At 52.0% G+C, this 14,349-nt stretch carries 6 protein-coding genes; 3 read left to right on the forward strand and 3 right to left on the reverse strand.

Annotated features, from left to right (window positions below):
• The first annotated feature begins 51 nt into the window (after positions 1-51).
• Positions 52-879, forward strand: a complete 828-nt coding sequence (locus tag QET93_RS03775; protein WP_280132052.1) for an MBL fold metallo-hydrolase — start codon at positions 52-54, stop codon at positions 877-879.
• 103 nt (positions 880-982) lie between these two features.
• On the opposite strand, the gene QET93_RS03780 is transcribed toward QET93_RS03775, so the two are convergent.
• The 3 genes from QET93_RS03780 to QET93_RS03790 form a co-directional block, all read right to left on the reverse strand.
• A complete protein-coding gene (locus QET93_RS03780; RefSeq protein WP_280132051.1) occupies positions 983-1,735 on the reverse strand; it encodes a hypothetical protein in 753 nt (250 codons plus the stop codon).
• A gap of 34 nt (positions 1,736-1,769) precedes the next feature.
• Complete coding sequence (locus tag QET93_RS03785) at positions 1,770-3,989, reverse strand: family 20 glycosylhydrolase (RefSeq protein WP_280132050.1); 2,220 nt, start codon at positions 3,987-3,989, stop codon at positions 1,770-1,772.
• Between the two features lie 114 nt (positions 3,990-4,103).
• On the reverse strand, positions 4,104-6,521 hold the full coding sequence (locus QET93_RS03790) for a beta-L-arabinofuranosidase domain-containing protein (RefSeq protein WP_280132049.1): 2,418 nt from the start codon (positions 6,519-6,521) through the stop codon (positions 4,104-4,106).
• Between the two features lie 177 nt (positions 6,522-6,698).
• On the opposite strand from QET93_RS03790, the gene QET93_RS03795 reads away from it, so the two are divergent.
• Entirely contained in the window at positions 6,699-8,573 is a 1,875-nt protein-coding gene (locus tag QET93_RS03795; protein ID WP_280132048.1) for a heparinase II/III family protein, read from the forward strand.
• A gap of 203 nt (positions 8,574-8,776) precedes the next feature.
• Entirely contained in the window at positions 8,777-14,218 is a 5,442-nt protein-coding gene (locus QET93_RS03800; protein WP_322190113.1) for an RHS repeat-associated core domain-containing protein, read from the forward strand.
• The last annotated feature ends 131 nt before the right edge of the window (positions 14,219-14,349 follow it).

A 14,349-nucleotide genomic window follows, 5' to 3' on the forward strand; every position in this document is an offset into this window, starting at 1 on the left:
AAAAATCTGAAGCTAAAGAGGGTAGCTCAACACCAAAACCGGCGGGGAACGATGAAAATTGTCTGTTTGATTGAGAATACATCTACCCGGGATGGACTACAGTGTGAATTTGGTCTTAGTTTCTATGTGGAAACCGAGTCGCGTAAAGTTTTATTCGACATGGGGCTCGGAACAGGGGCTCTGGAAAATGCCAGGCGTTTGGGAATTGATCTATCGTCCGTAGATGTGGCAATCCTTTCCCATGGACATTACGATCACGGAGGTGGACTCCGTGCTTTTCTGGAAGTCAATGACAACGCTCCCGTTTATGTTCAGGAAGAAGCGTTCGGCGATCATTATTCCAGAACACAACAAGGTTATGCCTACATCGGGCTTGATAAAAATCTGGAAGCCGATTCCCGCGTGATTAAACTCCGTGGAGATTACATGCTGGATGGTGAACTCAGGCTTTTTACCGATGGCCGTGGCAGGAAGGAATGGATCCCCGAAACGAATGCTACACTGCTTGTGCGCCGGGAGGAGGGAGGTTATGTACGGGACAATTTTCCTCACGAACAGAATCTTCTGATTTCATCCGGTGGAAGCCATGTGCTTTTGACAGGTTGTTCTCACGGCGGTATTGTCAATATCATGGAACAATGTGAGCGTGTAACGGGCATTATCCCGAAAACTGTGATCGGAGGCTTCCATTTGTACAACCCCCGGACGGGCAAGAGTGCCGACATATCCCTCTTGCGGGATTTGTCCGTCCAACTGTCACGCTGGCCTTCCACATACTATACCTGTCATTGCACAGGCCAAGAGGCGTACGAATCTCTATGCTCCCTCATGCCCAACAGGATTCGCTACATCAGTACCGGCGATGAACTGGTTTTGTAAATGAATTTCTGTTAATAGACGGCTTCCATATAGGCAACAAGGAAACAGGGGAGTGTCCTGTCTGTGACTGGAGGGGGAGTTCAGCGAAAACCGTTGGGATAGGTTAGATGGACGGGCTGGTGTTGACCATGTTGCGGTATCGCATGGGGCGGTAGCCGAGGGATTGGAGGTAAGAGGTATTGAGAGAGTGTTCGGCGCATTTCCAGACGGGCAGGGGGCCGGCTTCGCGGGCTGTGAAGCCGGAGTGGTCTTTGGTGTCCCAGGCAATAAACATGAGAACGTGTTGGCCGGGGATGATCAGGATGTCGCCGGGTTGCAGCTCTTCCCATGAGGAGAGGGGATTACAGAGCTTGGGGAGTTCCCGGGTGGAATAAGGGCGGTCCAGTCTCCAGCAGCGTGAGATGAAACCGGAACAATCAATGCCGGCGGCAAAGCGGCTGACGGCATTGTCTCCGGCTTTCTGTTTGTCAGCAGTACCCATGTCTCCTGCAGCGGTGGGAATGCTGCCGGAGGGAACAGATTGGGTCAGTCGTTCGGCAAATTGGCGGGGGGTGTCAAAGCCTCCCCATTTGTACGGCATTCCCCGGGAGAGGGTACCGGGGCGCCACCAGCTACCCCGGAGAGGATTGGGTGAGACGGCATCAGGTGTGTCGATGCGGATGCCATCAGGATCCAGTCCATGGCGGATGTTGTCGGCCTTTCCTTTCCATGTCATTTCCGTGTAAGCACTGCTGATAGCGAGGGATTCAGATCTGGTGACGAAGCTATACGGTCCGGGGATGTCTCGGGTGCAAGGACTGCATGCTACCAACAAACAGGCAAGAATGCCGCAAATGAGAGGAATGCGGAGAGACATGGATTTTGAGAAAAAATGGATGCGGCAAGGGCACTTATGACCGGGTTGGCGCGGATGGGTTAACGGAGAATTTCAATCCCGGAAATTCACGAACTTTGATGATGCCCGTTTTATCGCTCCACTGGATGGGAACGAAAGTGAACATCCACCGGCGTGCCGAGTTGTTGACGGGGCTTTTGACAAGAACGGTATTCCAGCCCTTGTTGAGACGGATGTCGACGGGTTTTCGGATGTAGTAGTTTTCATCCTTCACAGCTCCATTGTTACCGGGCTTTTGCCATTTGGGAGGAGCTATTTCCTGACCGTTGACCCAGAATTGAGGGTCGCAATGGAACCATTTGCCAGGGACGCTGACGGGGCCGTTTCGCCAGTCGGAGGACGCCCATGTCTGGCCGCTGATCCAGAAGGGAACGCTTTGCGTTTTGGGGGAATAGATATAGGTGAGGGCGTACCATGTACTGTTTTTATGGGGGAAAGCTCCCATTTTGCCACCGTTGAAGAGCGTGGGGAAGTCACAGTAATGCTTGAAGATGAGAGTACCCCCCGAGTAGGTTTCCGGGTCCCATGAGTAGGTTTTGCCCTGGAAAGAGTAGGAAGATGCCGCTTTGCCGGTTTTGATGATTTGTTCGGGAGGGAAGACGGTGGCTGTTTTTCCTTCGTTGGGGAATGGACCGATTAGTTTCCAGGGAATGTTGGCTTGCCGGACATAGGGAAAGTAGCGTTTGGTGAAAAAGCGGTCCCGGATGGCGAGGATGCGGTTTTCATATTCAGAGAAGCCCTGAAGCAATGGATCTCCCTGAACGGGGAGGTTGGAGAAGTATTTCATGTATTCGTCAGAGTTCGGGTTACCCTGAACGGGCTGGTGAGGGTTGTTCCAGAGAGGTTCGCTGACAAAGGCAATGCCGGAATAAATGGGAGAGACGGATTCCTGGGTCAGGGGATCTTCGATCGGAAGATCCGGCCACGAACAGAGGAACATGCCCAGGCCGTTGGCTTCCTGGAATGGGCACGGCCGACGAAAGTAGAGTGTCATGGCTGCCTCGAATGGGTCGATGTGGTTCAGGTAGGTTTCCAGGGAATCGATGTACGAGGCTCCTTTGGTGGGCCAGGCTCCGCGGGCCTGGCGCCCGGACCAGAGTTGCTGGACGGCTCCGTTGTAGCCTTTTGGTGAGAGACCGGGTTGCCAACGGATGGGGGTGGCTCCCAGCTTTTCGACGAATTGAAAATATTGCTTGAGCGTGTTGTCGTCTACGTGTGTTTCCTTTTCCCTGGCTTCGTCGGTACCGATATGGATGTAGGGGAGATGGCCTTTGGGTACGAGGTTGTACATTTCCTCGATAAGTTTGCCGAGGGTTTCTGTGGCACGGGGATCGTTCATGGATTCGATACCCATGGCTTTGCGGAAACAACGCGAGTGGCCCGGCATGTCCATTTCCGGAACGAGCGTGATGTTGCGTTGGCGGCAGTAATTGACCAGATCGCGGAAGTCGTCTTGGGAATAGAATTCTCCGGGTCGGCGAGTGAAGTTTTTTGGGTCGTTTAGTTGGGGAAACAATTTGCTTTCCAGTCTCCACCCTTCATTTTCCGTGAAGTGGAAGTGGTATACGTTGAGCTTCATGTCGGCCATGGAGTCGATGACTCGCTTGATCATGGGAACGGGCATGAAATTGCGCCCTACATCGTTGGTAAACCCGCGGATGGGGAAGTCCGGCCAGTCGGAGATGGAACAAAGAGCCAGGGTTGTTTTTCCATTGCGCCGGATGATGAGCTGTTCCAGGGTTTTCATGCCGTAAAAGAACCCTCGGACATGGGTGGCCCTGATGGAGATCCCTTGTTCCGTAGCCTGGACATGGTAGGCTTCTTCCGCTATTTCAGGGGATCTCATATGCTCCCGTAGTTTATCGGACCATGTTTTTTCCCGGACGAAGGTGATGCGAAAGGAGGCCTCCGGGGTGACGGTAACGTTGTGTTTGCGAAGGAATGATGTTAATTCCCCCTCGATCAATTTCTGCCGGGATTTGTCATCGGTACCGGTGGCCGGGGGAAGGTCGATACGGACGGCTGACAGTGGGATGGCTTTGCCCCGCCAGGTTAATTCCTGTGGTTTGGGGACGAGGGGGGGAGCCGCATCGGGATACAGGCGGTAGTTGGCACCGTTGGCGGGATATTCCGGGGATGTGTCGGCGGCTATGCCAGTCCATGCCGCAAGGCAGCATAGCCCCGTTGAGAGCAGGAATGAAGTGATCGTGTTCATGGGAGTCTTGAGGAAAGAAGCAACGCTTGTTCCAAAGTTACTCAAATGAAAATATCACTTCCTGCAAATTACACAAGATCCCGGCGTTATGTAATGCCTGAATGTCACCGATTTTTAACGGACACATTGAAGTTTGATCCCCCATCCATCGGGATATTGGCCAACCCGACCGAAGCGTCCGGCTTTTAACAGAACGGTGTTATTTCCCTTTTTAAGAGTGACGGGAATAAGGTCCGCCCCTTGATATTCGACATCATTCGGTTGTTGGATGGTGTGGATTTTCCTGCCGTTGAACCATATTTCGCATGCATCTTTGGCGTTGACGGCGAGGTAGGCGGAACCTTCGCTGTCTGACTTGATGGAAGCGCGGGCGTAGGCCAGTTTGCCGTTGCCCCCCAGGAGGCGATCCATGTTGACCAGTCCGGAGGGTTCCGGTGCGATATCTTTCCAGCTTGTCGTTTCTCCGGTTTCCGGTGAGTAAATTTGGTCTTGGATCGGTTTGCGGATGTCGTACGGATAGGCGGGGGAAAGCTGCCAGTCCGAGACGGGCAGGAGTGTCCGGTTGACGCATTCGGGGAAGTGAGTCAGACGCAGCCGTGTAGCTCCGTAGGGGGTGAGGGTGATTGTTTCTTCCTTGCCGTCCGTCGTATAGGCGATGGGGATCAACGGGGTGAAGCGGTTTCCTTCCAATTTCCAGCCGGGGATGCGCTGGACGGGCACCTGAAGGGCGGGAGCCCCGTCCCCTCCGTCAAAGGGGTAGGCATCATTCTTTTTGGGAAGAACCCGGACGCGTTCACGGAAGTTCGATTCATCCAGAGCGAGAGCGTAATTCCATGGAGCGGCCGCTTTCAATGAGAGAGTAGGGAACTGAGAATTGCCGGTTTCTCTGGAGTTGATGTCGACTTGCTCAGGAATGGCGTAGGAATAGAGCAGGGGACCGCGCTCCAGACTTAGAGAATTTTGATAGCGATTGAGGTGCAGGGGCATGGGGAATCGCAGAGTGACGACATCTCCATTCTTGAAGGTACGGTTCAGCTGGGCAAAGGAGCCGGAGCGGAAGTCGCCTGTGACGGTTTGTCCGTTGACGGCTATTTCCGGGCTGGCACACCAGGCCGGGATGCGGAAACGGAAGGGAACGGTCGTTTGTTCATCCGTTTCGAATTTGAACTCAACGGTGTCCGAGAAGGGGTAGTCCGTTTTTTCATGAACAGTGACCGTCCGTCCGCTTTGGCCGAGAGGGCCGGAGATCGTGGAGGGACCATACAGGACGGCGGTGAGAATACCGTCGGAATCGGTCATCCACATGCGGGAAGCGAAGTTGGGCATCAGCCTGTGGACATTGCCGGGACAACATGCCGGTTCATGGTGGGGACTGTAACTCATCCAGCGTGTACCCCGGTGAAACTTGGAGTGTGTGGAATTGTCGGTGGCGATGAACTGGTTGTCGCCGGACATGTATTGAAGGTTGGTGAAATCCTTGGAAACAGCTCCAGGACCGGCATTGAAACAGGCTTTTTCGATCATGTCGGCGTATTTGGCATTGCCGGTTGCCATGAGGAAGTAGCCGAGAGTCCACGTGAAGTCGGAACTGACGCAGGTTTCATGGGGTTGGGAAGGATCGCGGGTGGATAGATATTCCGTGCTGGACGGGACTCCGCTGGGGCCCATGTGATCGCGTTCCAGAACGCGTATGGCGTTTTCGGCAGCCTGGAGATAGGAGGGGTCACCGGTATAAATATAGAGGATGGCGGGGAGTTTCAGTTCCTCGCTGAAGGTAACGCCATGCATGACGATTTTGTTGTTTCCAGCTGTGGCGGTCATGGTAAGGCGTTCTTCGGTAGCCGGTTGGGTGTTGAAGATCTTGTAGGCATCGACGGCTTTGTCCTTCAGTGCGGTATCGCCAGTCCATTCATAAGTTTTCAACAGTCCTTCTATGTTGGTTGCGTTGCGGAATCCCAGACCGATATCCTTGGCCGTCGTCAGGGAGAAATGCTTATGGAACGCATCGACGATTTGCTTGTCGCCCGTTGCCATGTAGTAGGGGATGACGGCCTTGAAGAAGACGCCATTGGGCCAGAGGGATTCGTTTTTCCTGAGGCTTGTACCGATCAGTCCCCTGGAGTTAGGATGTGTCACCACCCACTGGATGTTACGTTTGAACGTGTCGATTTTGGCCTGGTCATTCAACAAAAGCCCCAGTCTCACCATTCCGTCCAGATAGTAGGCAGTTTGCTCGTAGGGCCACCAGCTGTTGCTTTTATTGTTAATTTCACCTTCCCAGAGTTGAGTGTTAAACGGGAATCCATGTTCTTTCGGATGGCTGGTTAGGCCTTTTTGCTGGCGGACGAGATATTCTTTCAGCCATCCTTCGGGCTTGATGCATGTAGGGGAAATCTCCCGGAAGCGGTCATAGCGTGGAATGGATGGGGAAACTCCTGGCGATTGTGTTCCGGAAGCCGATATCCCCAAGAAAGAGAGGAGGCACGCGATTCGACAGGAATAGCGGGATAAGAAGTGAGCAATCAAAGACATGGTAAAATTACGAAAGTGCCGCGGGCATCCTTTCATGTATCATCTTGTTTTTTGGACAAGATGTACAAAATATAAAAAAATTCAGTTGGATGATTTTTTTGCCTTCGAGACGACGTATTCTGAATGATGAAAGCTCTTTTAATTGGAATTTGTTTTTTGACTGGTTCGTACTCTGTAATGACAGCATCCGGTTATGAGGAACGTGCGTATTTGGAACGTTCGGTTGATGCCTCCGGTCTCAGGGAAATATTGAAAACGGATCGTTCCTGGGTACCCTATCCCGCCTACGCTGACCGCAGCGGCTGGGAAAAATTAATGGGTGACAGCCGCGAGGAATTAATCCGGCGTGGGGAGAAAATGCTTGATTATCCGTGGCAGGTGATCAAAGCGACGGACTACCTCGAGTTTGAACGCAGCGGCAACCGCGAGGTGATGCAGCGTCCTCATGCGGCCAATTGCAACGCCTTGAAGGATCTTGTACTGGCGGAACTGGCCGAAGGCAAGGGACGATTCATGAACCAGATCGCCAACGGAGTTTTTTATTTTAGCGAAATGACAGCGTGGTCTCTCTCCGCCCACCTGACGGCACAGAAGAATCACCGTCCCCTGCCGGATGACCAGGAGCAGATCATTGACCTGACATCGGGGGAAATCTCCTCCATTCTCTCCTGGACTCACTATTTCTTGAAGGATGAGTTGGATAAAATCCATCCCCTCCTGGCGTCCAGATTGAAACGTGAACTCTACAAACGGACGATTGAACCCTATTTAACCCGTTCTTACCATTGGAGCGCCCTGAACCGCCCCAAAGGTTGTTTTGTCAATAACTGGAATCCATGGTGCAATACCAACGTGCTTCAGACGATGCTATTGATGAGCGATGATCCTGCCGAAATGTGCGAAGGAGTACGCCGGACAATGTTGTCGGTGGATTGCTTTATGAATTATGTCAAAGGCGATGGAGCTTGTGAAGAAGGTCCGTCCTACTGGACCCATGCAGCCGGGAAATTGTATGATTATCTGACACTTATTTCCATGGCAACCCAGGGCAAGGTCAAATTGTTCGATAAGCCCCTGGTACGTCGCATGGGGGAATACCTTGCCGATTCCTATGTCGGTGACGGCTGGGTTGTCAATTTTGCCGATGCTTCGGCAAAGGGAGGCGGAGACCCCGACTTGGTGTACAGATACGGAAAGGCAGTGAATAGTCCGGTGATGACGGGGTACGCGGCATCCCTCATGGGGAAAGCCGGCAAGAAAGCCGGAGCTCCACGGGGTATGGACATGTTCCGGACGCTGGAGTGGTTTGCTTCTCACAAAGAGTTGATGGCAGAGGAGCCGTCTATAGTCCGCAACGATGTGTCCTGGTACCCGGAGACGGAATTCTGCTACCTCTATGACAAGGGGAATGGATTCTTCGTTGCAACGAAAGGAGGCAACAATGGAGAAAGCCACAACCACAATGATGTAGGCACCTTCTCCCTCTATGTGCGGAACATGCCCGTCATCATTGATGTCGGCGTAGGTACTTATACGCGCCAGACCTTCAGCAACGAGCGTTATTCCATCTGGACGATGCAGAGCGATTACCACAACCTGCCGGCAATCAATGGAGTTTCCCAGAATCCGGGGGGAAAATACCGCGCCTCCAAGACTGCATGTGATGTCGGTCGTAAGACTTTTTCGACAGATATTGCCGGGGCTTATCCTGCCGAAGCGAAGGTAAAGAACTGGATTCGTACATGTACCCTAGGTAAAGACGGGTTGGATGTGACGGATACCTTTTCTCTGGAAGAAACCGTGACGGCTCCCAGTCTTCATTACATGACTTGGGCGGAGCCCGATCTGTCGATACCGGGAAAAGTGGTTTTGGACAAGGAAGGCCGCAAGGTGACCATGACTTACGATCCTTCGCAGCTGGAGGCTTCCGTCGAGAAGGTTTCGTTGACGGACAAGGCATTGACCCGCGTCTGGGGCGATGCCGTATACCGCCTTGTCCTGAAAGGCCGTCAAGCGGACAAGGACGGTTCCTACACCGTAAAATTCCGGTAAATATCCGTCCACAACGACCAATCACAATGCCAGTCCCGATGATAACCGTGGGGCTGGCATTCTTTTTTTCAAAAATGGGACGAATTTGATTTATTTTCTGACAATCTATCCTATCTTAAGAAGGAAAGGAAAAGGTGCTCGAATGATCGCCTTATTTTTTATTCCATTCCCAGGCAGAAGACATGCTCAAGCTTTTTAGTGATATGCCATCCAGTTCGGAAAGCAGTTCTGCAAGTTCCTCGGTACTGAGTAGCAGTTCTTTGTCACAATCAAGCTCGGGAAGTGGTTCCAGCTCCTCATCCAGTAGTTCTTCTTCATCCAGCAGTTCCACATCGGCTTCGTCTTCAAGCGGCCCTATTGAGGAAGGTTGTCCTTGCCCCTGTTCTTGCGACTGCGATGAAGAACCCGACCCCGACGACTGCAACAAAAATGGAGGTGGTAATTCCGCCGGTAACTTCCCCATCGGATCCAATCCGGACGATCCCGATGATTGCGAAGGGGAATTGGGCGTCGGTGGTGAAGGCAACAACTCCGGAGGCGATAGGAATGCTTTCGCAACCTTTAGCTTCCGGGCCGTACCGGAAAGTACCATCGGTGTCCGTTACAAGCACCCTCTGGAATGGACATCAGTCTGGAATGCCTCGGAGCGGAACGTGACCGTCATGCGGCCCACCGGCAGCGCCATCAGCTTTCATGCAGGCACCGGCAGCGCGGAAGCCGTTCCCGTCGGTGCCTCCCGTAAGCTCAACTACCGCGTCCGGCTGGTCTCGGAGGACGGACAGCCGTGTCCCTCGGGTTCCCCCGCTTTCCTGGACATGGTGCAAAGTAACGGACGCATCCTGCGCTTTTCCGCTTCAACCGGGCGGGTTTCCTCCCTCATCTCTCCGTCCGGTGTCGAAACCACTGCGGAACAATACGCTGCCCAGCTGCAAGTAACGCGGAATCCGGAGACGGGCGCTGTCGAAAGTGTCTGGTCGAAGTCTCAGGGCCTCCTGCAAACCATTCCTGCGGGTAACAAACTCACCCTCGCGTGGTTTGCTCCCGGGCAAGTCCGACGGAATTCTCTCGGCCTCCTCTCCGGCATGGGACTTCCATGGAAAACCGTTACCTACGAAACGACGGAAAAGGACGGTGTCCCCGTCATGCTCATCGACGAACAAAGGGAAGGCATGCCCGCTTTCCACTCGGAACGCTACGTCAAAGGCAATAACGTCACCATCATTACCGGAGAAGGCGCCGAACGCATCGTGCGCACCATCGAACGCGGATTCCTGCCCGGTGACAAATGGGAAACGATCGAGACCTACCGCCGCATGGATGCCGACGGCAACATCTCGGACGATCCCCCCGCCTCCTGCGTCCGCACCGTCAAGAAAAACACGGAGGGCGGATGGCTCACCCTGAGCAGAACGGTCGGGTATGGCACGCCCGAAGCCCAGACCACCCTCTACACCTACAACGAACAATTCCGCCGCACCCTCGTCATCGAACCCAATGGCAGCTACACGCGATACGAATACGACGAACGCGGGAGAACCACCCTGGAAGCAAGGCCGTGGGCCGGAGGGGGAGAACAGGCGATGCGTACAACCTACGCCGACCTCCGCTTCAACGACTTCCGTCCCGCCTTGGAAACGGATCTCATCATCGATGAAGACGGCGAAGAAACCGTCCTGGCTCGCCGCGTTTATACCTACGAAGACTCGGACGAAGTGAACCGTACGACCGTGACGGAAACCGCCCTCGGCTCCGTCAATGTCCATACGTCCGTCTCGGAAACCAACGGCCCGGCAGCCGTCTATCCGTATGCCCGCGGACGCGAACGCTTCATCCAGGGGGTTGACGGTCGCCAGACGCTGATTGAATACGCCCCGGCAGATTCCCATGGAGCCATCCATATGGTGACAAGAACCAGTATGGTCAACGGAGACATCGTCTCCGGACAAAGTTCCCGTGAAGTGGAATATATCGCCGACAACGGAACCGTCACGCGGAACGAACGCTACGTCCACACCGGGGAAGGGTGGTCGCTGGTAGCGGCGGAAGATTACGAATATAATGTCGAGCTCAAGCGTACCCGGGTTACCCGTGCCAACGGACGGGTGAGCACGACGGAATGGATGTGCTGCGGTCCTCTGCGGGAAACCGACGAGGACGGCATTACGGTTTCCTACGGCTATGACACGGCCAAACAACTCGTTGAAAGTATACGCTCGGCGACCGAAACTATGCCGGAAACCATCGTCTCCTATGTGCGTGATGCCGAAGACCGCGTGCTCGAAATGCGCCGGGACGTCGGCCCGATGACGACCGTCGAATCCTCATTCTACGACTCCATCGGACGGGTCACCAGTACCACGGATGTTTTGGGCCGCACCACATATACAGATTACAGCGAGGATCTACTCGTGACGACCGTTACCTCCCCCTCGGGCGCCACTTTCATTACCGAGGTCTATTATGACGGTACTACCGTGTTGCAATCCGGCACAGGGCAGAGGGAGATAGAAACGCGGATGGAATTGACCCCGGAAGGTATTCTGACAACGCGCCTCACGGGCAATGTCATTCTCTCCCGTCAATTGTCCAACGGATTCGGAGAAACCCTGCGGGAAGACACGCCCAACACACTGGGAGGCTTCATCTCAACCCATCATACCTACAACGGCAAGGGGCAGCGCACCCGTTCACAGACGGAGCAAATGGCTCCCACCCTGTACGAATACGATGAGATGGGAAATATGGTGAAACAAACGCTTGCCCTGTCGGATACCCCCACGCCGCTCAACTCCCGGATCACGGAAAAGTCTCAATCCTACGCCGTACGGGAAGATGGAATCTATCAGATTCAAATGACAATTGCCTACAATGCCTCTGGTCAACCCCTCGTCCAGATGACGGAGACACTCGTTTCTTCCCTGAGTGCAATCTTGGAAAGCAGGAGCCGGAGTCAGGACATCTATGGTCAGGTGTCCGAATCGTGGTCGGAATACACCGCGCCAACGAAGAGAACGCAGTACGCCAGGATTCCAACCTCGGTGTTGATTGCTTCTGCCATCGTTGTCGATGGCTTTGTCCAGCAATCGACAGACAATACCGGCATCACCACAACCCAAAGCAGAAGTTATACATCCAGCGGTCAGAAGATCACACAAACCGATGGGCGGGGCAATACGACAAGCACGGAAACCGACCTGGCCGGGCGCATCATCAAAGAGCCTGATTCCGCAAGGGCGACGATCGCCAGGGTTTATGACTCGCGGTTTGATTTGCCCTCTTGCGTCACCAATGCACTGGGCGATACGACCTGTTACGCTTATGACATTCGAGGGCGTAAGATCGCGGAATACGGTACTGCCGTTCAGCCCGCCTGCTTCGGGTATGATGAGGCGGACCGCATGATTTCATTGACGACCTTCAGAATCGCGGATGAAGAGATTACGACGGATCCGAGTGAACGCATGGATGGCGATACGACCAGATGGACCTACGAGGAAGCTACTGGTCGCCAGTTGAAAAAAACGTATGCAGATGGTTCCGAGGTAATCGACACATACGATGCCATGAATCGCCTGAGTACAAGGACGCTGGCGCGAGGTATCGTCACGAGCTATTCTTACGATCCTTTGACTGGCGAGACAACCCAGGTTCATTACAGTGACGAGACACCTGATTTCACGTATGAATTCAATCATTTGGGGCAAATCGTCGCCATTACCACACAGGGGGAAGAACATCCCTATTCGCTGACGTACAATGACTACGGAGTCATGGCTGAGGAAGGCTACTGGATGGGGTGGCAGGAAAGCCATGTGAAACGCACATTCGACGCATTCGGTCGGCCTTCCTCGGCCGGGATTGAATTACAGAATGAGACACCCATTGAATGGGAACAGATTTATGACGAATGCGGTCGTATCTCCTCCTTCCGCCTTTTGGCGAATGAAGCCCGGGGATTCGAGGAAAAGACTTTCCAGTTCAGTTATCTGCCGGGAAGTAGTCTCGTTTCAAGAATCGACTGGAGCAACGGCCTTTGCCTGGAATACACCTACCAATCGTGGCGTGACATCCTGACGGGGATCCGATGCGGAACCTCAGACAAGACCTATACAATCGCCGAGAAAACGAGGGAACTTGATCCCTTGGGACGTCCGGAAAAGGGTCTCAGAACGCGTCTTGGAGAAACACACGACGATTATTTCAGCTACAATTCGCGGAACGAACTGACCGGGGCCATGTTCGGAGGAGGCCCGGTGTTCGAGTATGCATACGATAACATCGGCAACAGGGAACAGTTCCAGGTACGGGCAACACAGACAGATTACGAGAGCAACGAGCTTAACCAGTACTCGCTTATTACCCCGTCATACGCGCCGGCATTTACACCGACTTTCGATGCGGATGGGAACCAGACACGCATCCGGACCACGAGCGGCATCTGGAATGTAATCTACAATGCCAACAACCGTCCCATTCGCTTTGCAAGCGAAGACAATGAGACTGTGATTGAGTGCCGTTACGACCACATGGGGCGTCGCGTCACGAAAAAAGTCAGTGTCGGTGGAATCGTGACGCAGCATGAAGGCTACCATTATCTGGATTATGTCCAGGTAGCGGCAGTCGATTTGTTGGCGAACAACGAAGTGCTCCATGCCATCTTGTGGAATCCTCTCGAATCCGTAGCCACCCGTCCGTTGGCTTTGGTGCGAGGTAGCAACATCTACTACAGTACACACGATTTCGTCAAAAATATCACGGAATGGATCAACGAACAGGGAGAAATAAGTGCCAGTTTCGACTATACCCCCTACGGTGAAGTCGTATCGGAAACAGGAGATGCAAGCCTGAACGTGATTGGCTATTCGAGTGAAGTGATGGATCGGGAATTAGGCCTGGTGTATTACAACTACCGTCATCTCAATCCGCTAGATGGCAGGTGGATTAGTAAGGACTTAATTTCGGAATTAATGCAATTAAATCAATATTTATTTTCTAATAATTGTCCAACTTATATAATTGACCGTTATGGTGCATATAAAATTGATGTGTCATTTAAGAAATTTATTGAACCTAAAGATATAATACCTTGGGTTACATCTAAATGGGAATCTGGGAGCAATACGAAGATTAAGCTTAAAATTAAATGTTGTTGCACAAATAATAATACATCAAATAAAAAATGTAAAATATCCTGTCGCTTATATTTCGATGCGACAATGATTCTATCGCTAGATCAGGCAATGAAACAAGAAAAGGAAGGAGGAAATATAATATTTGTATTTGATCTATCTATATTGCAAAATATATTTGGGCATGAGCAACAACATATGGTTAATAGTATTAAATTTATGGAGCAAATCGAAGAAGTATTGAAAAAAGAGGATATAAAACAATTTAAAACAGAAAATGAAACTTGTGAATATGCTAAAAAAATTGAAAGCGATTATCAAGGAAAAATTAATGAATGGTTAATTGCTGAAATAAATCATAAACATGGATTGAAAAATAAACAGCCTGTTCCTCCGGTGAATGATTCCTCTTTTATAACAAATATTAACAATAATCCTCCGGATGACATTAGTAATTCTAGATCATGGCCAAAGCCTACATTAGAGGCTGATCCGAGTGAAATGAAATGTCCATAAAGTAATAATATGTTCAACTATGTAATAATAATATATATAATTATGTGTTCGATAAATTGCAACCATAGTGAATACTACGAAACACTACCATATATTGATTTTGATGAAAAAAAGTGCAATAGATTTATATT

Source organism: Akkermansia sp. N21116 (assembly GCF_029854705.2).
Taxonomy (GTDB): Bacteria; Verrucomicrobiota; Verrucomicrobiia; order Verrucomicrobiales; family Akkermansiaceae; genus Akkermansia.

Bases quoted from the DNA above. Each gene is read 5' to 3' on its own strand.
- QET93_RS03795 (WP_280132048.1), top strand. From the start codon at position 6,699: ATGACAGCATCCGGTTATGAGGAACGTGCGTATTTGGAACGTTCGGTT.
- QET93_RS03785 (WP_280132050.1), bottom strand. From the start codon at position 3,989: ATGAACACGATCACTTCATTCCTGCTCTCAACGGGGCTATGCTGCCTT.
- QET93_RS03780 (WP_280132051.1), bottom strand. From the start codon at position 1,735: ATGTCTCTCCGCATTCCTCTCATTTGCGGCATTCTTGCCTGTTTGTTG.
- QET93_RS03790 (WP_280132049.1), bottom strand. From the start codon at position 6,521: ATGTCTTTGATTGCTCACTTCTTATCCCGCTATTCCTGTCGAATCGCG.
- QET93_RS03775 (WP_280132052.1), top strand. From the start codon at position 52: ATGAAAATTGTCTGTTTGATTGAGAATACATCTACCCGGGATGGACTA.
- QET93_RS03800 (WP_322190113.1), top strand. From the start codon at position 8,777: ATGCCATCCAGTTCGGAAAGCAGTTCTGCAAGTTCCTCGGTACTGAGT.